The 26,740-nt window shown below is 35.3% G+C and carries 10 protein-coding genes; 1 reads left to right on the top strand and 9 read right to left on the bottom strand.

Annotated elements, in window-relative coordinates; translation table 11 throughout:
• Window position 1: 1 nt before the first annotated feature.
• The gene (locus tag OLM51_RS02920; protein WP_264552914.1) at window positions 2-805 is read left to right on the top strand and encodes an OmpA family protein; all 804 of its coding nucleotides are present in this window, start codon (window positions 2-4) and stop codon (window positions 803-805) included.
• A 140-nt stretch (window positions 806-945) separates the two neighbouring features.
• Here OLM51_RS02920 and OLM51_RS02915 read toward each other — a convergent pair whose 3' ends face one another.
• From OLM51_RS02915 to OLM51_RS02875, 9 genes are all read right to left on the bottom strand, one after another.
• Entirely contained in the window at window positions 946-1,392 is a 447-nt protein-coding gene (locus tag OLM51_RS02915) for a GNAT family N-acetyltransferase (protein ID WP_264552913.1), read from the bottom strand.
• Between the two features lie 125 nt (window positions 1,393-1,517).
• Window positions 1,518-2,123: a DUF6915 family protein gene (locus OLM51_RS02910; RefSeq protein ID WP_264552912.1), complete on the bottom strand. Its 606-nt coding sequence runs from the start codon at window positions 2,121-2,123 to the stop codon at window positions 1,518-1,520.
• Window position 2,124: 1 nt separating this feature from the next.
• A complete protein-coding gene (locus OLM51_RS02905; protein WP_264552911.1) occupies window positions 2,125-2,553 on the bottom strand; it encodes a hypothetical protein in 429 nt (142 codons plus the stop codon).
• 164 nt (window positions 2,554-2,717) lie between these two features.
• A complete protein-coding gene (locus OLM51_RS02900) occupies window positions 2,718-3,371 on the bottom strand; it encodes a DUF1579 domain-containing protein (protein WP_264552910.1) in 654 nt (217 codons plus the stop codon).
• Between the two features lie 121 nt (window positions 3,372-3,492).
• A complete protein-coding gene (locus OLM51_RS02895) occupies window positions 3,493-4,458 on the bottom strand; it encodes a DUF4837 family protein (RefSeq protein WP_264552909.1) in 966 nt (321 codons plus the stop codon).
• Between the two features lie 44 nt (window positions 4,459-4,502).
• On the bottom strand, window positions 4,503-6,344 hold the full coding sequence (locus OLM51_RS02890; protein WP_264552908.1) for a LysM peptidoglycan-binding domain-containing protein: 1,842 nt from the start codon (window positions 6,342-6,344) through the stop codon (window positions 4,503-4,505).
• A 113-nt stretch (window positions 6,345-6,457) separates the two neighbouring features.
• Window positions 6,458-7,642: a phosphoglycerate kinase gene (locus OLM51_RS02885; protein WP_264552907.1), complete on the bottom strand. Its 1,185-nt coding sequence runs from the start codon at window positions 7,640-7,642 to the stop codon at window positions 6,458-6,460.
• Window positions 7,643-7,976: 334 nt separating this feature from the next.
• Complete coding sequence (locus OLM51_RS02880) at window positions 7,977-8,951, bottom strand: type IX secretion system membrane protein PorP/SprF (protein ID WP_264552906.1); 975 nt, start codon at window positions 8,949-8,951, stop codon at window positions 7,977-7,979.
• A gap of 43 nt (window positions 8,952-8,994) precedes the next feature.
• A complete protein-coding gene (locus OLM51_RS02875; RefSeq protein WP_264552905.1) occupies window positions 8,995-26,661 on the bottom strand; it encodes a T9SS type B sorting domain-containing protein in 17,667 nt (5,888 codons plus the stop codon).
• Window positions 26,662-26,740 lie beyond the last annotated feature (79 nt).

Genomic DNA, 26,740 nt, shown 5'->3' with positions numbered 1-26,740 from the left:
AATGAAAATTTGTTTAGCCCTATTTCTGTTTATTATTTACAATTTATCGGCACAGCAAAAACCCATTGAAACCATTTATTTTGAGTTTGACAAATATGATCTGACTCCCAAACAAACCGAAGTTGTAACTAATTTTATTAAATCAATTGACACTACAAAAGTAGAGTCAATACAAATTTATGGCTACTGCGATGATCGTGGTAACGATGAGTATAACTTTACTTTATCTAATAATCGCGCCAATACGATTCAGAGTTTACTGGTTTCGGCCGGATTCAATCAAACCAAAATAGTAATTCTTGAAGGCAAAGGCCGTGTGGTTGTAAAACCGGACACTGTTGAAAATCTTCACGAAACAAGAACCAAAAACCGTCGGGTTGATTTGATTGTTGTAAAACGAAACAGTTTTGGAAAAGGCATTTATACTTCGTTTAAAGATAATCTGAAAGTTGGCGACAAAATTTATCTTGAAAATATTTTATTTGATATTGGAAGTTCAAAGCTAACACCGGCTTCAAAAAAAGAACTTGATAAAATTGCCAGTAAACTACAAATTCAAAAAAATCTAAAATTTGAAATTCGTGGTCACGTTTGTTGTACTCCCGAAATTTACAGCGACGGAATTGACAAAGACACCAACGAAAGAAGACTTTCCTGGAATCGCGCCAAAACCGTTTTCAATTATTTGAGCTCCAAAAAAGTTTCTAAAAACCGAATGACTTATCAGGGTTGTGGTAATAAATATCCCTTAGGAAGAGGCGATAATTTTGACCGACGGGTTGAATTTTTGATAACCAAAATTTAGGCGCAAAATCCTAAAACATTGAAAAGTGACCTAAAGTAATACTATAAACAATACTGTTATTTTTTTGTTTATAAAGTATTTAACTCTTTAAAAAAATAAATTTCAACAAAACGAAACTTTGTTGCATTAAAACAAAACCATTACCCACGAATCATTTCAATATGTTCGATATCGTCTTCAAGATACATTTCACTCGACTGAACAAAACCGTGGCTTTCGTAGAATTTTTTCAAATAAAGCTGGGCGCCAATTGTGATTTTATCTTTTCCGAAATTGGCTTTAATTCCAGCGATGGCTTCACGCATTAAATCATGTCCCCATTTTCTGTCACGGTAATCTGCGTGAACCGTTACTCTGCCAATTGAAGCATTATCAAAACTGATTCCGGCATCAAACAAACGGGAATAGGCCACAATTTTGCCTTCATATTCGCCTAGTAAATGCAAAGCTTTCTTGTCTTTGCCATCAAGATCCAAATACACACAGTTTTGCTCGACTACAAAGATCTCACTTCTTACTTTGAGTAAATCATATAACTCATGAACTGTTAATGCCTCAAAAGGCTTTATTTTCCATTTTAATTCCATTACAACTAGTATTACACCACAAAGGCACTACATGACAAAGTTAACTTTTTATTTTCAGGGTATAAAAAATCCCGAATTACAATGCTGTAACCGGGATATATTATAGAACTAAGGATTCTGTTGATTTATCCAACTATCTTACCCAAAGTAAATTTACAGCTTTCGGGATAAGTACTTCCATTGTCCATCCAGAGTTTATAGTGCATATTATCAAATAAATCTCCAGGGTTAATCTCAAAATCTTTAATTTCAACTTTACGATTTAAAACCTTCGGAACAATTTCATTAATAAACCATGAATTATGTGTTATTAAAAGTGATTTTTTCAAACCGGTTACATTTAAAGGGGACAACAAAAGCTCTGCCAGCTCCTGATCATCTTTATAACCTTTTGCAAACTCTTTAAAATCATACTTTGACGCGGCACTGTTATCAATGGCATTTACGAAGTCTGACAAAGTTGGTATAAATCTATTTTGGTAATCGGGCAAAATATGATCTTGTTCGCAAAGATCTTTTATATTGACTGTCTTATTATCACTATTTATAATTGTATGGCCAAATACCGGAACAATAACTCTTTTAATTCCCCACATGGTATGAAGGATTCTGTGTCTATTGTCGCTGCAGAGTTCCTTTGTACTATCTATAAAATCATGAATTTTAAGATAATCCTCGATAACTCCACCGCGTTTACGAACCGAAATTTGGGAATGTATTACTGAGTTCATTTTAAAATTCTCCTAAATCTGATTCTTCCAAATTAAAATCATCGGGATTTAACACCTCATCATCTTCGTATTCAACAATATCATGGAATGTTACATCCAATATCTCCTGAATTTTTATTGCCTGATCGTCTGATATGTCCTCAGGGAAATTAAAATAATATTTGTCTTCAATTTTCAAATCAAACTCTGAACTAAAAAAATCTTCAAATCGGGCATAAACTTCATCATAATTGTCATTATAAAAAAAGAAATCCACAGCATTCATTCCTCCTAAATTCTGAATTGAAATAAGATCTTGTATCGCTTTTTCGTTTTTTGCTTCGTCCAGGTTTTTAAAAGTACCTACAATACTTCCTTTTTCTCCTTCAGCCAATTCAAAAGCTTCGTCTGTGTAAAAAAATCCTCTTTTGTGAATTACAAATTTTGCCATACCGTTGTGATTGTTTTTCTTAGTTATAGTTTTACTGTTTGTTTATTCTTTCTGTAAAATGTAAACCTAATAAAAAAGCTACAAACTTTCCAAAAAAATATTAAAACAAAAATGCTGATTACAAATTGTAATCAGCATTTTTGTATATCTGTTATTGTTATCGCTTATTTCTTCTTCATGATAATTTCCATGCTTTTATACTCGGCACCATTTTTTGTATCGTACATTTCCAGTTTTCGTGTCGTTGCATCCACAATCGTATACACTTCACGATAAGGTGATTTTTTACCTGTTATCGGATTTACTACATCACCTTTCAATTCCATAGTTTTTGTAGCTTCATCATAAGTTCCCAAAGAAACCATCATTCCGGTTCCCATATTATCGATAAAAGTATTGGTATATTCTTTACTTGCGTTATTGTATGCTACTGTTCCTTTTCCTTCAAAAGGCGCTCCCATAATGGTTCCTTTATAATTTGTTTCCTGATAGCGTCCGCCAAGAATCATTTTTACAGTCGCTATAGACGTTGCTTTCTCCGGTTTTGCATTTGGTTCGTACCAAAAAGTCATGTCACAATTCCACGTTCCTACTTCATCAGACAAAAACTTATGTGCCTCTCCCGGTGTAGCATATGCCTGCCATGCTTTTGCCTGGGCTGCAGAATCCAAAGGCACTTCTGCAGGTGACTCTGCAACTGGTTCTGCGGTTTTGATACTATCTGTAGCTGTTGTTGTTGGAACTTCGGTCTTTTCTTCTTTTTTACAAGAAATAAAACACAATACTAAAATTACTAATGTCGCGGTTAACTTTTTCATAACTATTTGTTTTTATGTTTGTTACAAGCAAAAGTAAGAAAAATTATAAATGAAATTGCTTTAGTTACAAAAGTTTCAGGTTTAGTTTGTCTGTCGTTTAATACTAAAATAAATCAATCCATTACCTCTTATCGATCTTAACTGATTTTATAATTGCTTCAAGATCCAGCATCAAATCGCGCTCCTGATTGGAAGGAGAATAACAAAATCCTTCGATTACTAAAATTCTATTATTTCTCTCATCGACAATAGCGTAATTAATAAAAGGGCCTGCCATGAAATCATTTTTGAGTTCCCAGTTTCCTTTTGTTTCGTATGTTTTCCTGCCATCTAAAAGTATTGTAGAAAAATAAGGTGCGTAAGCTTCACCTGTAATCATACGGGTATTGGGCTCTCTCCCCTTAATATAATTACCAACTGAATCACGCATCTTGATAATATCAGAGACTACATTGTTCTTTTTAAAGTTGTGAAGTGGAATCTGGTAAATAAGTAAACTGGTGTTTCCGCTGATGATGTCTTTTTTAAGCCAGATAAAGTTTTTTTTATGTAGCATATATTCATAACCAACCGGAATCTGGATATTGATATGGAATTTATTCTTGATAATTGCAGGATGCAATAATGATTTACTATTGTCTTCCTGAATTTTTTTAATCTCTGCATCTCTAATCATCTTGATAATCTGAGCCGAATTTAATTCGAGACTGCAAATAATATCTTCTACAGATTTTCCATAAATGCGAAAGGTATTGTACGGAAGGTTTTTACTTCGAATGTATTCGAACTTTTCCGATGCTGCTTTTTTTACAATGATAATACTTCGGCTATCGGTTACGAAGCCTTCAAGTAATTTGGCAGGATATTGATTTATAGTAAAAAGGGGTTCCTCCTGAGTAAGTCCCAAAACGGGTGAGGCAAATTTATTACGAATACTGTCACCAACTTCACCATACCAAAGCTGATCGTCAATAATTACAGAAATAGTATTGGTTTTACCTGATACAGGTTGCGGCTGCTTATCGGTTTTTAAACACGATAGAAGCAAAAACGGTATTATTAGAAATAAAAAATGGGTTTTATTCATTTTTTTAATTTATGAAATAAAACCCAAATTTAGATGTTTTTTTACTATCCGTTTATTTTAAGTTTCATTCCGGGTTTTATATCTCCATCTTTAATACCATTCCATTTTTTAATATCTGAAATCGTAACTCCAGGATATTTTTTAGAAATACTGTACAAAGAATCTCCTTTTTTAACGTAATAATCTTCACTAATATTTTTTGCAGATGTTGCACTTTTCCTGAAAGAATCAATTGAAGCATTTGATGCAATAGCTGTATTAGCCGTTGAAGTTTCTTCAATTACAGGCACATCTTTAGAAATCACTAATGTTTTTCCTAAACCAATATTATTAGACGTTAAATTATTTAATTCTTTTAACTCCGCAATAGTCATACCGAATTTTTTAGCAATGTTGCCTAAATTATCTCCGGCAGCTACTACATACTCCTGAGGCTGACCTGCATTTTTGTCTTTATCATCAACATTTGCAATAGCTTCTTCAGATTTTTTCTCGATAGCAGGTATTGATTTCGTTTCTTTAGAAATTTTAGCCGGATCTACATCAGATTTAATTTTAAGCGTTCTGCCCAATGCAACAGCATTAGACTTCAGGTTATTCCATTTTTTAATATCCGAAATATTAACATTGTACTTTTCGGCAATGGCACCCAAATTATCTCCTTTTTGAACTTTATAGAGTTCCAAATTGGTGTTTATAGTTTTATCAACCTGAGCCTGAGCTCTCATTTTTGGTGCAATCTTCATTGCCAGTTTAGCTGGTATAGTTCTTATTGCAGATTGATACGCTACATAATTATAAATCTTATCTTCATTAGAAACAAATGTTGCTATTTTATCTTTTGGAAGACGCAGAAAATGTTGTTCTCCCTGATAATAAGGAACGACATTTAATTTGTAAGATGGATTTAAAAGCTGGATCTGAGATTGCGGCATATCTAGCAAATCAGCGATTTGTTTAAATGTCATTTCTCTTTTAATGTTCAGCGTGTCTGTTTCAAAGTGTTTAACTACAGCTCTTTCCGGATTGATTCCGTGTTCTTTATGATATTCAAAAAGATACATTGTAGCTAAGAAAGCGGGAACATATCCTTGTGTTTCTTTTGGAAGGAAACTACGAATATCCCAGTATTTTGTTTGTCCGCCAGAACGACGAATTGCTTTTGTCACATTTCCCGGACCTGAATTGTAAGACGCCAAAACAAGTTCCCAATCACCAAAAACTTCAAACATTTTGGTCATATATTCACTTGCAGCTGCAGTAGCTTTCATAGGATCACTACGCTCATCAATATACGAGTCTATTTTAAGTGCGTATTGTTTTCCGGTTCCGTACATGAATTGCCAAAGTCCGGTTGCGCCCATTTTAGAAACTGCTTTAGGGTTTAAAGCAGATTCTACAACGGCTAAATATTTTATTTCTAAAGGAATATTGTGTCTTGAAAAAGACTCTTCAAAAATAGGAAAGTAATATTCTGACAAAGCCATTAATCGTGAAAACGATTTTTTTCTGTTCTTAAGAAATGACTTTATTATGTTTTCTAAACCCTGATTATATTCAATATTAAAAGGTGATTTTTCGTTCATTGCCTGTAAACGTTGCTTTAACAACTCTGTTGGCAATTCCTGATCAACCGTAACATCTGAATTTATGGTTTGAATATCTTTTGATAAATCATCGTAAATGTCAAGGCTGGTTAATTCTTTCATCCAAAGACTGTCTGCTTTTGCAGCCATCTCATTCTTTTTGAAAGTACTTTTAACAGAATCTAAATACGATAATTTTACTTCGGGCTTAATCTCCAACTTTGCTGATGCACTTTCCTGTGCAAACATAGTTGCCGAAAAAAGTGCAGTAGCTAAGATGGATAATTTCTTTATAATCATATAACATTAATTTAAAATTCTATAATTCAGACAATTATAGTCTCTGTATTTTTGCAAACTTAAAAAGTTTAAGGCTTAAAAATACGCAAAAAAATGTTAAATGTCCTATTCTGTTATAAAATTGCCTTTATACCAGGTAGTGTTTTACCCTCTAACATTTCAAGCATTGCCCCGCCACCAGTAGAAACATAGCTCATTTTGTCTTCAAAACCGAACTGTTTTACTGCTGCAACAGAGTCTCCTCCTCCTACTAATGAAAAAGCTCCATTTTTAGTAGATTCAGCGATATAGTCACCTAATGCAATTGTTCCTTTAGAGAAAGTTTCCATTTCAAAAACTCCTAATGGACCATTCCATAAAATAGTTTTAGAATCTAAAATTACTTTTTTGAAGTTCTCTAAAGATTTAGGACCTGCATCAAGACCTTGCCAACCGTCCGGAATAGCTGTTACGTCTACAATTTGCGTATTTGCTGTGTTTGAGAAATCATCAGCAGCCACTACGTCTACCGGAATATGAATCTGAACTCCTTTTTCTTTTGCTAATCTTAATATTTCAAGTGCCAACTCTTGTTTGTCATCTTCACAGATTGAGTCTCCAATTTTACCACCAAGTGCTTTAACGAAAGTAAAAGTCATACCTCCACCAATAATCATATGGTCTACTTTATCTAAAATGTTTTCGATAACTGTAATTTTTGAAGAAACTTTAGATCCACCAAGAACAGCTGTAACCGGTTTTTCGCTATTTTTAAGTACTTTATTTAAACTATCAATTTCTTTAGCCAATAATGTTCCGAAACATTTATCATTTGGAAAAAATTGTGCAATAATTGTTGTAGAAGCGTGTGCTCTGTGTGCTGTTCCAAAAGCGTCGTTTACATAAATATCTCCTAATGAAGCTAATTCTTTTGCAAAAGCAACATCTCCAGCTTCTTCTTCTGCATGAAAACGTAAATTTTCAAGAAGCAAAACTTCTCCTGGATTTAAGTTTTTAGCTGCCGTTTGTGCTGCTTCACCAATACAGTTTTCAGCAAATTTAACCTGAACGCCTAAAATTTCAGAAGCTGTTTTTAAAATATGTTTTAAAGAATATTTTTCTTCAGCGCCTTTTGGTCTTCCTAAATGCGACATTAAAATCACGCTTCCGCCTTGTGATAAAATAGTATCTATAGTTGGTTTAGCCGCTTCAATACGTGTTGCATCAGTTACATTAAAATTTTCATCTAAAGGCACATTAAAATCAACACGGATTATTGCTTTTTTATTTTTGAAATCGAAATCGTTTAAAGTTTTCATTTGATAGTTTTTTTAATTTTTTAGAAAGAACAACAAATATAAACCTTTTACTGATGTAATAAATTCGAAAAAAATAAAAAATCAATAACTAAAACAACGAAAACGTTATAATTTCACAAATAATTTGGTTTATTAAATATTAAACACAATTTTTCCTCTCCATTTGGTTTGGCTTTGAAATACAAAAAAATTTTCCCGTCTATAAACTGACAGAAAAAGTAAAAAAATAAAAAAGCGAGCCACAACATTATATAATTAAACATAAAATATAATGTTGCGACTCGCTTTATGATAAGGGCTTATTTGCCTTTAAAAAATGGTCTTGTCTTCTTGTTTAGTCGTGAACCGGACTCTGCGTACAAGGACAATTACTAATTGACTGCAAGAAATCAAAACCTATAGTTACTACGTGAGTACCTGAATTATAGTTTCCAAGATCGTTGAACATAACCTGGTATGAATATCCAAAGTAAAATCTGGATTTCATAAAACCAGCCATTGGCCCAACTGATAATGGTTTTGGAAACTGGTCGTTTAAGAAACGGTATGAAACTCCGATCCAATAATAATCTTCGTAACGATTGTAACGTCTGTATTTGAAGTTAAAATCGGTTGTAGAACGTTTATCACTGGCAAAGTATTGGTAATAAACAGATGGTTCGTACTCAATACGTCTGTTTTCTCCATCTGTTAAAACAATTCCGGTGTAAACCTGATAATTGGAAAGCAAGTTAGGCTCAACTCCACGATATTTATCGGTATTTTTCTTTAAAACGTTGTTTGCATTGAAACTCAAATAGAAATTTTTGTTTCGGTACAAAGCACTAATATCAAAGTTATTATTTGTTGTATAACGATTATCTGTAACCGATGGATCCAGAATAGGATGTTCAATTGTGTTATTGAATTCATCGATATCGATTCTGAAACTATTAAAGTTATACGAAAGACCAAAAGACAGGTATTGTTTTGAATAATAATCTAAAGTCAGGTGATGTGCAAAAGATACCTTGGCACCGGTTTGTCTTGTATATCCGTTTTTATCATTATAAACAGAAAGTCCAACTCCCGAACGGTCTAAAATCCTGAAATCAGCATATAAAGACTGGTTTTCGGGTGCATCTTTAATCCCAACCCATTGTGTAAGTCCGTTTGCACGAATTCTAAGGTTGTCTCCGATACCCGCATAAGCAGGTGAAAGTATAAAAGGGTTATCAGCTAAATACTGCGTAAATACCGGTAGGTTTAGCTCTTGGCTGTAACTTGTTGTTACAGCCATGAGTACTAAGGATAAAATAAACTTTTTCATTGTAATAATTTTTTTAGATAACATAATTTGGGGCTCTAATTTGTTATCTGTATAAAGTGAAATGTCCAACAAACTCTCTTGCATCATTCTCATCATTTAGTTTAAGAACATACCAGTAATCACCTGTAGGTAATTCCTCTCCATTGTATCTTCCGTCCCATTTTTGACCATAGTGATATTTAGCAATTACACGACCGTATCTGTCGAAGATTGAGAATTCAAGGTTGTTGTAAATATTAGTACAACCAGGTCCCCAAGTATCGTAAACACCATCTCCGTTTGGAGTAAAGTAATTGTCAAGACAAACGTCTATATACTTAATGTAATATTCTTTAGTATCAGTACATCCGTTTTTGTCTCTTACTGTGATTGTATATGTACCAGTTTTGTAAATTTTAAATTTATTTTCTGTACTGAAGCTGCCGCCATCAATACTGTACATATAGTCACCACCTCCACCTACTGCAGAAGCTGTAATAACATTCCAAACTCCTTTTTCTTCAGACAATGATAATACTAATTTTTCATATCCAATGATGTCGAAACTTGCCGTTGGCACTTCACAACCATTTGTATGTCTTGCCACCACATAGTGTTTACCAGGAGCAACATTGATAAAGATGTTACTTGGCTGGAAAGCACCTGTACCATCAAGTTGGTAATCAACATCTGCAAGATTTGTAATGCTTTCGTCAACTGTAATTGTAACTCTGTTTGCCGCTTTATTGTCAACACAGTCATAATTTACTTCAGCAGTTGGATCAAGTACTACCGCTAATGGCATATCGATTTCAACTTCGCTGCTACATCCTTTACTATCGATAATGTAAACGGTATGTTTACCTCCAGTAAGACCAGTATAATCTCTTGTGTTACCCGTTACCGGAAGGTAAGGTCCTTTATCATTATCCAGACTTTCTGTATAAGGAGCTGTTCCACCAGTAATTTCAATACTGAAAGCACCGTTTTTGTCTCCAACACATACTTCTGGGATCATTGAATTTGGAATTTCGGTTGCCACAAGCAATCCTGGTTCTTTTACTTCAACATCTTTAAGGAAGATATAACATTCGTTTTCATCCTGAACTAAGACATCATAGAATCCCGGTTTAAGGTTTTCGAATACGTTTTTATCAAAGAACTGTCTAAATTCAGGCTCAATAGCGTATTTATAAATTCCTGTTCCACCTTTAGCGTTTACAGTTATTTTACCGTTATTGAATCCGTTACAAGTTAAATCAGTCGGAACTGCTACTGCCTCTAATGGAGCGTTTGGTTCTGTTAACTCGAATAACATTGATATAGCCTGACAATCAGAGCTTGTTACTTTTACAAGATAGTTACCGATAGGTAAGTTTGTAAATGTACCTGGCGTTGTCTGAACCGGAGCTGGAGTAATGTTTACTCCTGCACCATTTTGTAAAGTATAAGTATAGTTACCTAAACCTCCTTTTGCAAGTACTGTAATAGATCCTGTAGAACCACCTTTACATTTAATATCAATTTCGCTCTGACGCTCAAATGCTAACTCAGGAACTGGTAAAAACTCTGTCGTATTAGACACATAGCTCTTACATCCTTTAGAATCTGTTACAAAATACTTGTATTCTGTTTTAGCAGTTGTTACAGGCAATGTAATATTAACAAATGAAGCGAATGATCCAATAGTATTAACTCCATCTACACTGTAAGTGTAAGGTCCTGTTCCGCCTGTAGCTCTAAGTGTAATAACCGGAGCTGTTTTACAAGTTTCTATTGAGAAAATTTCCAGTGTTGCTTTTACCAATGGTGGTTGAGCAATAGTCACTTTGGTAGACTCTGCAGTACAAGTCCATGTATCATTTACAGTCACATAATATGTTCCTGCTTTAAGATCTGTGAACTGCTTAGTTCCTTGTGATTTAGCCGTAATTACAGTTCCGTCTACTAATACACCGTGCAATGTATAAGTATAGTTACCTGAACCTCCGTTGATTGTATTGATTGTTACTACTCCGTCTTCGTTGTCGAAACAAGTAAGCATTGGTGTAGCACTAATTGCAATATTAATTGGTTTTGGATTGAGTAATTCTGCAGCTACAGAACTTTCGCAACCTAAACCGTCTTTAACCCAAACTGTATAGTTCCCTGCTACTAATTTATCGAATACTGGTGAACTGTTGTATGGTTTAACGATAGTAGCACCAATTCTCAATTCGTATAAGTATTCACCTGGCCATCCTCCAGTTGCCGAAGCTACAATTATACCATCGTTGTTACCTGCAAGACAAGTAATTTCAGACTGTGTTTTTGTAACTGTAAGCGCTGCTGTTGGCTGATCTATTGTAAATACAGTATTTACTTCACATTCTGGTTTTCCTACCAATCTGGCAACTACAGTGTATGTACCTGCTTTAAGGTTTCCAACTTCAAATGGACCTGCATCTAGTGTTGTTCCATTCGTATTAACCGGACCAGTAATTGTATAATTAAATGCTCCTGCATCATTTGTTGGAATAAGTTGATTATCAACAAAAGTTAATACCACTTTAGCATCTATAGTTCCATAACAAACTTTAGCACTAACCGGAACAGCTTTGATTTCAAATGTATTTGGGTTATTAATGTAATGAACATTTTGAATTGTACATCCTGTTACTGTATTGTAAACCGTAACGATATAATTTCCAATTCCTAAATCTGTAAAGATTCCATCAGTAGTAACAGTTGGTCCATAAACCGTTCCGTTTGTTCCTGTAAGAGTGTATTTGAATGTACCTGGTACATTAACGCCTGCACTTGATTTTACAGTTACTGTAATGTTCTCTTTATCGACACAAGTAATGTGTTGGTTTACATCTACTACTACTTTATCCATCGCAATAAATGGATCTATTGTAAATGTTCCAACAGCCGCACCTGAACAATTATTACGATCGTAAACGTTTATTGCAAAAGTACCTCCTGTATAGTCTGTTTTTGTATATACATTTCTAAGTCCTTTGTACACTACTTTTCCGTTTTCGATAAACTCGTAAGTATAGTCTTTTGTACCACCTGTTACACCATTTACAGTAATCGTTGCGTAGTTGCTCACATTATCTGTAGTACAACGGTATTGAACTACATCCGGGTTTGGAACTATAATAGCATCCGGCTCTGTAACTTGAACGGGTACAGAAGCAGGACAGCCTCTTCCTGAAATTACACTTACTGTGTACCACCCGGCTTTTAATCCTGTAAATACCGGATTATCTGTATATGTTATACCATCAATACTGTATGTGTATATTGGGTTATCGTTTACATCGGTACTTGTTGGTTCTAAACTTGCCGTTATCGTTCCATCACTGCCACCGTTACATGAAACGTGTGTAGGAACTGCTTTAAATCCTGTGATTTTAGTTGCCGCTTTTAATTCAAACGTTACATCATCAGTACAGTTGTTAGATCCTAAATCTGTCGCAACAATTGTATGAGAACCAGCTGTTAACAAATCAAATACTGCTGGTGTTGTTGTAACCGTTTTAACTCCGTCGATAGTATAGCTAAAGTTTCCTGTTCCTCCTGTTGCAGTTACGGTAACTTTTCCGTCTCCATCTGCACAAGTTGGTAATACTTTACTATTTATAGTTAATTCAACTGGTTGTAAAATGGTTACCGCTGCAGTAAATGTAGCTGTACAACCAAACTTATCCATAACCACTAAGTCATAAGCCTTAGCTTCTTTTACAGTAAATGTTAATTCAGATTGGAAACCTGTACCAATACTATACGTAAATGGTCCCATTCCTGTACCTGGAGTAATTACAATTTCGTAATTACCTAAAGCGTCAGCACAATTAGTAGTTACTGCAGCAGTAAATCCTGCTGGTAACGGATCTGTTGTGATGTTTACTGTAATCGGAGCAGAAATACATCCTTTTTGATCTTTTGCATAAACATACCATGCTGGTGTTAACGGATCTAATATTCTTGTTGCTTCATCTGTAAATGCACCTGCCGGAGCTAATGCAGGAACAAAAGAATACGTATAGTCTGCAGTTCCACCGTGACCGGCAACTGTAACTTTAGCGCCAGTTGTACAATTTGCAGGAATATTAGTCACTTCTGTAACTGTTACTGCAATTGGATCTTTTACCGTCACTGTAAATTCTGAAGGACACTTCGTAGCATCATCTACAACACTAATCTTATAATCTCCTATTGTTAAGTTTGTTAAAACAATTTCAGTAAGAGATGTTGTAACAGGAGCCGAAGCAGGATCTGTATTTTTAGTAATTGTATAGGTATATGTTCCTTTGAAATCAGAAATTGTAAATGTTGCTGTTCCGTCATCTGTGTAAACACAAGTTTTATCTGTAGCCTGACCAGTTGTCTGAACTTTAACTACATCTTTTACTGTAAACGAATCCGTATAAGAACAACCATTACTATCTGTTACCATAAATTTATAGTCACCAGGTAATAATCCTGTAAACACAGCCGGAACTGTATTTCCTGTTGTTGAAATTGCTGTATATGTACCAGCTACTCCATTAATTTCGATAATCTCAAACTTTAATGCTCCCACACCATTTGTAGCCGTAACTGTAACATCGCTTGTAGCGGCTACACATGTAACTGCAGTTGCTGAGAATGCTAAAGCACTAGGTCTGTTTAATGGTTGAACCACTATTGATTTTGGAGCAGTTTCACAACCATTTGCATCCCTTACTGTATACCAAACCGTTTGAACTGTACCGTTGTTATCGTCGTTTACGGTATACGTGTTTTTTGTATCATAACCATTATTATTAAAGTTATAATAATATCCAGTTCCTATACCTGTTGGTGTACCAAACTGAGCTGTTACGGTAATTACGGTTGCAACAGAACAAGTTGTATTTGGTGGGAAACTAGCATCTGCTTCAAGTTCTTTAGGCTCTGTAATTACAATAGTAGCTGTATTAGAACAACCTTTAGCATCTGTTGCTACTACATCGTAAGAACCTGCTTTTAAACCTGTATAAGTTCCGCTTGTATCACCTGTATGGTTAACAGGACCTGTAATTGTATAGCTGTATGGTTCAACACCACCGCTTGGCACAACAGTTAAGCTTCCGTTACTTTCATTCCAACATCTCACATTGATTTGCGAAGGTGTTAATGTTGGTGTTACCGGAGCGTTAACTTTTACCGGAATACTTGTAGCTGTACATGCCGGAGTATTGTTATCTGTAATTTCAAAATAATAATCACCAGCTGCACTAACTGCAACATTAAAGTCACCTGGAGTATTTGTTAATCCACCAGATTTTGCACCGTTAAAGTACATTTGATATTGATATGCTGCTTTACCACCTTTTACTTCAACATCAATTATCGCATCTACTGCACCTGTACAGAACAATTCTTTTCTAATTGTTGCACTTACTGTTAATTGTTTTTCAATAATATAATCAATTTCATCTGTACAACCGTGGTCGTCAGTAAGGACAATCTTGTATTTTCCTGCATCTTTAAATGTGATGCTGCTACCTGTTGGTAAACCATCTACTGTAAATGTTTTATTACCATTGTACGTTGTAGAGATTAAAGCATCAGCAAAATCAATTGTGATATCTGTACCTACAAAACATTGCTGAGCAGGTACATTAAGAACTGGCGCTGCATCGTATTTTGCAGATACTGTTTTCGCTAATGAAACACAGCCGTTTGCATCTTGTACATAAACATCCCAGTCTAAGTCTGTTAAGCCTGTTGCTACTGTAACTGGTACACTAATGTCTCCAAAAACTGTTGGTTTAGGATCTCCCGCTTTAACCACTGCATATTTGTAATTTGGAGTACCTCCAGTTATACCGCTAACGGTAATATCTGAACTTGTTTGTGAACAATATACTGTAGTAGCATTTGCTGTAAAATCAATTGCTGCTGGCATAGTAATAGTGACATCATCGCTTTTTGAGCATAATGTTGTTTTATCTGTTACCGTTACTGTATATGTTCCCTGAACTAATCCAGTTACTGTGATCACATCAGCAGTAGCTCCTCCAGCAACTGTTGGCGGATTGTATGCCAATCCTGTTGGTGTACTTGTTACAACAATATCATAATTTCCGCTTGTACTAAAGCCTGAAACTGTAAATGTTGCTACACCATTATTATCTATTCCGTTTGCTGTATTACAGCTTACATTAACTGCAGAAGTTTTAATAATTTCAATTGGATCTAACGGTTCAATTGTATAAGGTCTTTCAATAGAACAGTTACGTGCATCTGTAACTTTAAACAAGTAGTCACCTGCTGTTAAATTACCGAATACTGCACTAGTTCCATTATCCTTATAAACCGGAGAAATCATTTCATATTTCGCAATAGCATATCCTCCTTCTACTGTTAACGTAATAGTACTTTCTTTTGCCGGACAAGTCGGAGCTGTCGTGATGGCAAATTTAATATCTGTCAACGGTGTGAAAGCATTAATAACCTGAGTGCCTGAGAATTTACAACCGTTTTCATCAATTACATAATAAGTAACTGTTTTTGGTGCTTCATTAGCGCTAATTAATATCGTGTTTGTACTCGTATAAATAGAACCACCGTCAAAATTATATAAGTAAGTACCTGTTCCGCCTTTTCCTTTTACTGTTACTACCGCCTGATCTGGCGTAGATCCTGTAGTACATCCAAAATCTTTGAATGTTACATCTGCTCCTAAATCAAGGGTTGGTTGAGTAACATCATAATCTTTAGATGCAAAACATTTTTTACCAGAAGTTACTGTAATAGTATATTTTCCATCCGGAATATTTGAGAATATATTGTCGTTTTGTACAATTCCTCCAGGAAGCGGTGTCGCTGTCGCTGATGAAATTACATAAGTATATACTGGCTCGTCGTTACCAGGTAACAAGTTTACTGTTATGGTTCCGTTTGCGTCACCTTTACAAAGAGGATGTGTTACAACGGCATCAAAAGTTACAGGTGTTGCTTCCTTCAATGTAAAATCTGCTGTAGTTGAACAACCAATATTTGTATTATCGGTCATTGTTACGGTATAAGTACCATATTTTAGACCTGTAATGCTGTTTCCGGCAATTACTATACTTGGATCCATTGGAAATATAGTATAACTATAACTTCCTGAACCACCAGATGGTTTCAGTAAAATTTCTCCGTTGCTTGTACTACAATCAGGTTGCGTTACAATCTCTGGCACTAGCAATAAAGGAGCGTCAATTTTGATTGTTTTAACATCTGTACAATCGTTTTTATCTTTGATTGTTACAGTATGATCTCCTGAGTGTAATCCTGTAATGGTGTAAGGGAATGTTCCGGTATATGGTACAAAATCTCCACTATCTACTTTTATACTATATGGAGTCATTCCCACATTGTTTAAGGCTACCACAATTCCATAGTTATCCTCTGCAACACATTTGTTTGCAACTGATAATCCAATAACCGGGCTTGGATCTTTAGTAATTACTAAAGTTAAAGGATATGTACAACCATTTGCATCTTTAACAACGATGTTAAAGTTATTGCTCGTCAAGGCATCATAAGGAAGCTCAAGTACATTATTTGTATCTAAAGCACCCGGATTTGGAACTGCCGGAGCAAGTGCCGCTGCATAAGTATAAGGACCTGTACCACCTATTGCTTTTATTGTTGCAAAAGCATTGCTACGACAATTTGCGTTTGTTATACCATCAAATTTAGCCGTAAGCGCAGAGGCTGGTTGTATGATTTTGAAAATAGTTGTTGTCGAACATTTAGTTCCATCAACCTCTTTGATATAAAGTGTATAGTTACCCGGAGATAATCCTGTTATATTACCACTATAAGGAGCTGCAGTAATACTACCATTTTTAGGTATTAAAATTGGCTTATTGGTCAAATTATCTCTAACCTCATAGTAAAGTTCTGTAACTCCAACTCCTAGTTGTGTTACATCAAAACTTACTTCACCATTTGCAGCATTAAAACAAGTTACATCTTTTGGTGTAGCGGTAACTGTAATATCTGAAATCTTACCTGTTGTATAATCTAAATATGATGGACAACCACCGCTATCGACTACAAGGAAAGTATATTTTGTCTTTTGGTCTAAACCAGTAAAGGTATAATCAGTCGCCATAGTAGATCCTGATGAAGTACCAATACCATAAATTGAATATATAAAAGGTGCAGTACCAGTACCTCCAGCAACTTGAAGTTTAACCGAAATACCTGTAGCACAACTTGCCCCAATAGTTTCTGCACTAAATTCTAAATAAGGTAGAGGTGCAATTCTTATCGCATTACTTACAAATTTACAACCATTTGCGTCTACAATGTTTAGGAAATAATCTCCAAAAGGTAAAGACGGGAAATTATGAACCGCACTTGCATCAGCTGCTGTAGTAGCAGTGTAAGTATCAATTTGTTTCATCGTATTATCATATAGATAATAGTTAAATGGAGCTGTACCACCAGAAGTAGGCTTTAAAAATACATCGATACTACCAGGCTTAGTACTACTACATGTAATTCCGTTTGCTTTTATATCCGGATCAATACTTGCAGGTTCAGCTAAAGTTACTGTACCGCTAATTTCACAACCTTTCGAATCTCTTACTGTGTAAGGATAAGTTCCGGCTATTAAACCACCATAAACAGTCTGATCTGCTAAAGTGCTTCCGTTAAAACTATATTTAAACGGTCCAACTCCTGTAAGTCCTTTAAGTGTAACAGAACCATCTTTGTAACCATTACAAGTAGGATCTTTTGGTGTTGCAGAGGCAGTTACTACAGCTGGTTTTGAAACTGTAATTACCGCTGTTTCTTTAGTACAACCATTTGCATCGGTAATTTCAAACTGATATGTACCATCTGCAGCAGTTGTGTATGGGAATGATGTTCCAGCGAAAGCTGTTCCTGTAGCAGAATAAGCACCTCCGTTAAATTTTACTTTATAACTAAATCCTGCTTTTCCTCCTGATACAACTTTTACAGTAATCGTAGCATCTGTTGGTGCAAGAGCCGTACAAGTTAGATCTTTATCTAAATCTGCACGCACTGCAAGAGCGTCGTATACCGTAACTGGAGTTGTTCCTGTACAACCATTAGCATCTGTAACTGTGATTGTATATGTTCCTGCCGACACTGTAAATGTATCAGCCGGACTTGGCGCAACACCAGTACTAATTGAATATGTATATGGTGCTACTCCGCTTGCTCCTGTCGCTACAATCTGGAATGCATTTCCTGTAGCTGTACATTGATTAGGAACCTTAACCGTAACTGTTGGTTTAGGATCCATTGCAATACTAAAATCTACTTTGTATGTACAATCTTTAGTGTCTTTCACCCATACATCCCAATCTAAACTGGTAACAGGATTTAAACTAACTGTTGTTAATGTTTTATAATCTGTATCTAACGGTGTAACGTTATTTGGTACAAAAGCATATTTGTATGTTGGTGTACCTCCTACTGCACTAACTGTAACCGTAGCTGTTGAAACCTTACAGTTTGCATTTTTGATAGAATCAACTGTTAATATCAAAGCAGCTGCTGGCTGGGTAATTGTAATTGTAGTTGGAACAACACAAAGTGTTGTTTCATCTGTAAAATCTACATTGTATGTACCTTCTCCAAGGTTTGGTAATGTAAAAATTGGTGCTGTCTGACCTGTTACGGCAGTTCCTCCATTTATGGTATAACTGTACGTACCAGTAAATCCACCTACGTTATATCTGATATTTCCTGTAGTTTCTTTAGGAGTAGCAAAACAGTACACATCGTTTAGTTTTGTTGCTATCGCAGTAAACGGATCTACAGGAGGTATATTTTTATAGAAATCATCATAACAACCATTTCCAGCAGTTACTCTAAACACATAGTTTCCTGCTGTAAGCTTGTCGAAAATACCTGTTGTTGCACCAGATGTATTTACTACTGGTCCGGAAAGAATTACAAATGAATCTGTTGGCAAAATTGCTCTCGATAATGTAATTGTTGCTGTACTGGTCTGACTTGCCACTGGATTACAATAAATTGGAGTTACATCTACTTTTGCAATTTTTGGCGGGTCAAGTTTATTTATAGTTAATTGACCTGCTGCAGTACAACCATTAGCATCCATTACGGCATAGTCAATTGTTTGATTTGAACCATTATCAGTAACATCTAAAGTTTTTACTCCTGTAAATGATCCTCCATTAAAACTGTAGGTATAAGGAGAAGTTCCTGTATTTGGTGTATCAATAATAACTGTTGTTCCTTGTTTTGTATTAGTAGCATTACAAGTAAATGGAGCAGCTTTTGCTGAAACAACTAATTTAGTTGGCTCAGTAATTGTTATCTGATCAGTAGCCTGACAACCAATTGCATCTTTAACTACTATATCATAAACTCCTTCAATTAATCCTGAAGGGTTGTTTACTGTGTAAACAGTCGCTGGTGTACCTTGTCTTGTAATAGTATAGCTATATGGCGCTTTACCAGAGGTTGGAGTTACTAAAATAGTACCTGTAGCACCTCCGTTACATTTTACATTTGTTTGCTCTTTGTTTATTGTTAAAACAGTTGCTTTTAATGTAACCGGTATTACTGCAGTCTCAGCTATACAAGCTGGATTAGCAGAATCTGTAACTTTAAATTTATAATTTCCTGCTGCGGTCGCAGTATATGGACTTGTAGTTGTTACATAAGCACCATTATTGAACGACACCGCATAAGTGTGTGTTCCTGTACCTCCCGCAGAAGTTAATTTAATTGTTGTATTTGGTGTACAAGCAATATCTTCTACAACTTCCGGAGTAATTGTTAGTTTGTCTGCAACTGTATAAGAAATTGAAGCTGGACAACCAAAACCATCTTTTAAAGATAATGTATAAGTTCCCGGTGTTAAACTAAAAGTATTAGAAGTACCATAATTAACTCCATCTTTACTAAATGTAGCTGTTCCCACATACGTACCCGTAATGGTTACTGTAATTGGGCTACCTGGGTAACATTGTGTTGCAACAGGATCAATTTTTGGAGCATTTTCTGCTAAAACAGTCACTGTTTTCTTTACAAAACAATTATTTAAATCCTTAACATAAACATCAATCTTAGTGGTTAAAATTGCTGTATCAACTTTTAGAGTTGTATCGTAAGCTGTAGTTGGAACAGTAGATGGGCTCGCTGCATATGCATATAGATATCCAGGTCTTCCACCGATTATACCCGTTATGTCTAATGTTGAAACTGTAGTTGAACAGTTAATTTTTGAAGCAGTAACAGTAAAGTCAATCGCTATAGCTGCACCAATTACTACTTTTTCTGTATTTGTTTTACAACCTGTAGTACGATCTGTAGCCACAAAGTTATAAGTACCTACCGGTAAACCAGTATAAGTAACCACGTTTCCTGTAATACTTGCCGTTCCAGCATTTGGTGTTAAAGTGTAATTGAAATTACCTGTACTGCTTGCACCATTAACTGTAAACGTTGCTGTACCATTATTGTCGCCCACACACAATTCGTCAGTTTTTGAACCTGAAGCCGAAATTGTAGCTGCGCCATCTATTGTTTTATCACCTGTAACAGTACAACCATTTGCATCTGTTACTTTGAATGAATAACTTCCTGGAGTTAAACCAGTAAATATACCATCAGTATTGTTTCCGGTCACTGGACCGGCTGTAATTTCATATTTGTATGGAGCAATACCTCCAGTAGTTGTAAGCGTAAGACTTGTCGCTGTTAAATTACAAGTAATTGCTGCCGGTACAGAGAAATTAATTTTTGTTGGCGGGTTAAATGCCGGAACCGTAATTTCGTCTGTACTGATACACCCTTGCGCATCTTTTACAGAATATGTAATCTTTTGCGGTGTAGCTGTAAGTGTAACTGTTAATGTATTCACATTATCATAAGCACCACCTTTAAAACTATAAGTGTAAGTACCTGAACCACCAACTCCTTTTGAAGTAATAACTACTGTACTACTACAAGTTGTATTAGGTGGGAAAGTAGCTGAAGCTACCACTTTTGTTGGGTTGTTTAGAGTAACATCATATACTGGTGATACACAACCTTTACTGTCTTGTATCTGATAAGTATATTTTTTGCTGTTTACAGCACCTACATAAGCATTTAAACCAGAATATGTTGCTGATGTACCAAAAGTACCTCCGTCAAAACTAAATTTATACGGAGCTCCTGCACCACCTGCTGCTGAAACAGTAAACTGACCGTTTGCATCATTATTACATTTTGGATCTGTTTTGCTTACTAATGAACCTGTTGGCTCGGCTTTAGTAACAACATTAACTGCTGATCCTGTAGCAAAACATCCTTTTGAGTCTGTAACTTTAAAAATATAACTACCTACTGTTTGCGTTTTGTAAACATTAGTTAGCATTGGGTTAAAATTTATTCCACCATCAGTTGACACTGCATACGTATATGGAGCAATTCCATCTTTACCTGTAACTGTTATTTCAGCATCAGGACTTCCTGTACAATCAATAAGTTTGGTTACCTGAGCATCAACAATTATAGGTTTTCCAATCTCAATTCCTGTAATAGCATCAGCCACACATAGATTTGCATCAATTACGGTAATTGAATGCGTACCTGGTGTAACATTTATAAATTTATTAGTTGTTTGAGATGGTCCACCATCCAGACTATAATTAAATGGTGCTTTTCCTCCTGTTACTTTAACAACTAAAGTCGCTTTGTTAGCCACATCATAACATAAGTCAGATGATGCATCCAATTCAATAGTTGGTTTAACCGGTGCAATAACCTTTACAACATCTGAAGCCGTAGAAGAACAAGATGATTTATCGCGTACTACTACAGTGTAGGTTCCATCAGGAACATCTGTAAATGTAGGTAAATCCTGGAATATTCTGTAAGGTGTAATACCATCTGCCAAACGCAGTTCGTATTCATATTTAGGTGTTCCACCATTTGGTACTGCTGTAATCGTAGCACCAATTTTACAAGTTGGATCTGTAGTAATACTAGCTGTTGTTGTAAGAGTCAACGGCGCTTTTATTTCTTTTTGGAAACTGCTTGAACATATACCTGCATCGTCATTTTTAACAATAACATTGTACATTCCTTTTCCTAAACCAGTAATAGTAAATGGAGAAACAGTCGCTGTATGCCATGTTCCACCGTTATCAATTGAATATTTATAACCATTTACCGGATCAAAATTTTCAACTGTTAATGTAATTTGTCCGTCGTTTTTATCACTACAAGTTGCATCGTCAATTAAAGGCTCTGATACTTTGAACGCTTTATTACTATCAATAATAAAATCGAATTTTTTCTCAGACAAACATGATTTTGGTAATTGACGTACCCAAATATCATCAATAAGTAAATCGTTACCAGCATATAAAATACTACCAGAACGAACAACAAATGTTAGCTTAGTATTATTCCCCGGATCCAATAAAATTGTAGGAGGTGTTACCCATTTATTCCTATTAGGATCATTAGGTGCTGCAGCTATTTCTCCTGTATTAGCAGAGGCTACAACTTTCCCTGATGGATCTACTAATTCGAATAATATAGCTGGAGCGGCTCCAGAAACACCTAATTTCAATAAATTAGCTATTGCGATATCAACCTTTACGGGTTGATAAGGAATAACATCTACAATAGGTTTACTATATAAAATACCATTAGGTCCGGCGGCAGATCCAACATTAACTAATAAATATCGACCATTTTTATCTCCAACATTATCTAAATTATCCGGATTTGTTGTGTGATCTTTAAAGTGAAACCATGCACCATTTCCGACAAAGTTACCGGCGCTGTCATAATCATCACTTCTCCAAAAGAAACTTGCTACTGAATAAGCATTATCTTCTACAGATCTACTTGGTGTTCCATCAGGAAATTTACATAAATACGGAGCATTTACTCTCTGATCATTATAACAATATCCAGTATATGGAGGATTTGTAAATTCATTTGCAATACCAGGCGAGGTAGTAGGAGCACCACTACCAAAATCCTCTCTTAATAAATTACTATAAGTTGGGGCATCTAATAACTTATATTTTACAGATATTGTATGAGAACCTGTAACAACATTATCAAAAACATTATTTGTAATTGGTGTATTTGGTTTCCCATCAATATAATACTCGTATGCATAATTTTTACCTCCACTATTTGTAACAGTTGCAGTAGTTCTTCCTGTTCCGTTACAATTATATGCAGTAGGTGCAAGTTCGATTGTAGGGTCTGTTGGTTTAGCATCTAAAACAATACCCGACATTGGGTAAATACATCCTTTACTATCTTTTATATACAAAGTATATGTTCCCGGATCTACATAAGCTTCATTTGAAGTTATCCATGTTTTTTGGCCATCAAAGCTGTAAAGATATCCTGGTGTCCCTCCTTGCGGATTTGTAATTCTAACTTTTCCCTGATATTCAAATCCTGCAAGTCCGCAACCTGCCAATTCAGAAACTCCAGCCGAAGCTGTTAATTCAGAAGCTGGACCTTTAATTGTAATAGGTCTTGCGGGATCCACGCACTCTACATTGTCATAAGAATATTTAACTATTAAAGAATAATCTCCAGGAGCTAAATTGGTAATTGGCGAAATTGAATTAAAGTTAACACCGTCGATACTGTAAGAAACTGTATAACCAGAATCTGCCGGAGCAACGTCTACTTTAATGTAGCCACTATTAGCACCATAACAATCAACCTCGTTTGAAGTAACAGTAATTGTTGGTTTTGGCATTGAAACTACCTTGATTGGCGGTATAGTAACCGAACAACCTTTGTCGTCTACAACAACGATATTATATATTCCATCTGCAGGAAGAGTTGCCGCTGTTACAGGAATATCCGGACTTGTAAAGTAATCCGGATTACCATTTACATAATACATATAATATGGTGGTGGTCCAGGTCTTGGAGTTCCTCCGGTCACAGTTACTGTAATTTGTCCGTCACCACATGCAGAAAGATTTTTCGTGATTTTAGCCGTAGCCGTTAAACGGTAATCGTATACTTCAATTTCTTTTGTCTCAACACAACCATTGTAAAGTGTAGACATAAGAACTTCATATTTAAAACCTGGTTCAACACCGGTAAATACTTTGTAATTATTTTTTATAAATCCGGTATTCTCAATCTCTACTGTACTTCCTTTCTTTCTAAGAATAAACTTGTAATCTCCAGGAACTTTTTCAATGATTGCTTTAATACTTCCAAGTTCACCGGTACAAATTGGGTGCGTTACTTCAAGTTTTGTTGATAAATCAAGTTTTTCAACATTTACATCTACAAAAAATGGACATGTTGAAATAACACCGTTTATTAACTCCGATTGTCTAATCTGAACTTTGTAAGTTCCTGCCGCAACGTTATCAAAAGTACTTGATGGCTGATAATTTGTACCATCAAGACTATATACATATCCAGAATTTTCCGGTGGATTTGTAACTCTAATTTGTCCTTTAGTATCACAAATTATATCTTGTTTTTCGGCTTTTGGATCAAGGATGTTTTGGTAAACATTAAAATAATGTGTTACCACACAAGTGTTACCATAGTTAACCAAAAGTCTAAATACACCTGCTTTATCAACAGTATATGTAGGTCCGGTTGCTAATGTCGTCCAGTTTGTAGCTCCCTCGTATGGACAGCTATCCGGATTAGGCGAATTTGCCGGCGGTACATCTTTTGTTTCCTGCCATGTGATACTTGTTGCACCAACAATTTTGGTGTCAATAAGTCTCTTATCATTCAGACCACATAAGAAAATTTTTGGGAAAGGTTTCTTATCCCTAACGCAACCATAAGCTTCATTTGTAGCCGGATCGATATTGTCTCCTTTTATTGGATTTTTAATCGTTCCTTTTAGGTAGTCCGTTACATTAAATGTCTGTTTAATAGGTTTACAATTTGCAGCACCACTATTCTCAACGGTGTAGATTCCTTCTTTATCTACAGTAACCTGTCTGTTGTTACCACCAAAAATAACACCGTTTTGGTCTTTCCAAACATAAGTTGTATAACCCAAAGCAGCCGTTAAAACAGCGGTACCACATAAAGAAACATCTCTGCTGAATAAACATTTGTCAATACCAACTAAGAAATTGGTTGATGTAGGTTCTCCAACATTACACTCTGATATTGAGGAGTAACTACCTTCTCCAAATCCTTCTTTCGTAGTATTTAAAACTCCAAAATATTTAGAAACCGCCGTGTTTTTAATCTCGTTAGAACAAGCATCAACTAATTCGTTACAATCTTTTACAACGCGAACTTTAAATTTAATGGTATACTCACTACCACCGGCTTGTTTAGAAACCACCATGTAGTCTGGTACAGTAAACAGAAGTGTTCTTGTAGCAGCATCATAGTTTGCGATAATATTTTTATCCATCGTTAAGATGTCTGATAACCCATTAAAAATTACATTTTGTGGGAGAACATCAGTAATCGTAAAATTCTTGGCACTATCGTTTCCTTCATTCTTAAACTTAATTTCATATCTAAGTTCCTGATCCAGACTTACCGACTGAGCGTTAATAATCTTATCATTTACATCTAATACATTTTTCTTTAATACAATTTTAGGAGCAATAATTTCTACTGATAAAGCTGTAAAAAAGATATAATATGAATCCTGAGAAGTGTTAATCGTTAGATCCGCAGCTGTTTCATTATTCTGTATAATAGTATTACCTGTATTGTCAATTTTAACCACACCGGTATCATAGCCCAGGGTATTTAAACTGGCAGGAGTTCGGCCTGGTAGAATAATATCACCATCGGTTATTGTACTATTAAAAAAGTTTGGTGTACCTGGTTTACCCGGAGCAATTGGTCTTACCAGTGAAGAAATATTTCCTGCTGTAGCAGACTTAGCACCTTTTATTTGAAGTCCATCTCCTTTTAAGTTAGCATCTCCTTCTAATGCAGCAAAAGCAAATTTTGCATTTACATCTCCAAATGGATTTGTTCTAAAACCAGTAACAGGAATTGTTAACGCCGGATCGCCAGATCTGATAATACCAAAACCATTAAAACTTGTTATAAACTTGTTTGGCAATAACGGATCTTTATAAACTACAAAAATAGACCATCCTCCAGAATTACCTCCTGGTGTCACTTTTCCTTCTGAAGTCATTATATCTGCTACGGTATAAGTACCATCCTTGGCATCCTTAACTTCATCTGTAATTTCTTTAAAACACGCATATGGTTTTGAAGCATACTGATTGGTAACACCAGTACCTCCTTCATCATAAATCAATGTACCGGTTAACGGTTTATATGCTGCACCAGCTTTGGATGTTTTTAATTTGACATTTAAAATTTTAGTTCGATCGGTACCCTGATAGGTTCCAGCCCAATACAAAGCAGCATAAACAATCTCGTAGCATGTTTGACTAGCCTGGGGAATCACTAGTTTAGCAGAACTTGAATTGAAGGTGTTTTTGTCGCCGTCAATATCAATATATTTCATATCGAAATTGTCATTCACCTTGGTTACATCGTCAAAAGCATCATTTGCACGTTGTCCATTTGTATTTAAATCTCTGTTTAAGATGTTGTTTCCAATCACCAAAATATCTCCATTTAAACTGGCAGAATATGCTGGTGTATCGAACTTTTTTCTTAGAAACTCAGACGTAGTCTGAGAATAAGAAGAAAAACTTAACAATAAAAATACGACTGCAATTAATGCTTTAAAAATAGTAGGTTTTTTCATAGTCTTCATTTTGTTTTGGGCTTTTCGTTTATTTTCCAAGGGGCATTAAAAAACAAACTATAGCGTTCTAAAACTTTAT

The sequence above is a fragment of the Flavobacterium sp. N2038 genome (assembly GCF_025947185.1).
Taxonomy (GTDB): Bacteria; Bacteroidota; Bacteroidia; order Flavobacteriales; family Flavobacteriaceae; genus Flavobacterium.
This window is presented reverse-complemented; position numbering and strand designations above follow the sequence as displayed.

Coding starts and splice junctions, on each gene's coding strand:
- OLM51_RS02890 (WP_264552908.1), bottom strand. CDS start 6,344: ATGATTATAAAGAAATTATCCATCTTAGCTACTGCACTTTTTTCGGCA.
- OLM51_RS02885 (WP_264552907.1), bottom strand. CDS start 7,642: ATGAAAACTTTAAACGATTTCGATTTCAAAAATAAAAAAGCAATAATC.
- OLM51_RS02880 (WP_264552906.1), bottom strand. CDS start 8,951: ATGAAAAAGTTTATTTTATCCTTAGTACTCATGGCTGTAACAACAAGT.
- OLM51_RS02905 (WP_264552911.1), bottom strand. CDS start 2,553: ATGGCAAAATTTGTAATTCACAAAAGAGGATTTTTTTACACAGACGAA.
- OLM51_RS02910 (WP_264552912.1), bottom strand. CDS start 2,123: ATGAACTCAGTAATACATTCCCAAATTTCGGTTCGTAAACGCGGTGGA.
- OLM51_RS02895 (WP_264552909.1), bottom strand. CDS start 4,458: ATGAATAAAACCCATTTTTTATTTCTAATAATACCGTTTTTGCTTCTA.
- OLM51_RS02915 (WP_264552913.1), bottom strand. CDS start 1,392: ATGGAATTAAAATGGAAAATAAAGCCTTTTGAGGCATTAACAGTTCAT.
- OLM51_RS02900 (WP_264552910.1), bottom strand. CDS start 3,371: ATGAAAAAGTTAACCGCGACATTAGTAATTTTAGTATTGTGTTTTATT.
- OLM51_RS02875 (WP_264552905.1), bottom strand. CDS start 26,661: ATGAAAAAACCTACTATTTTTAAAGCATTAATTGCAGTCGTATTTTTA.
- OLM51_RS02920 (WP_264552914.1), top strand. CDS start 2: ATGAAAATTTGTTTAGCCCTATTTCTGTTTATTATTTACAATTTATCG.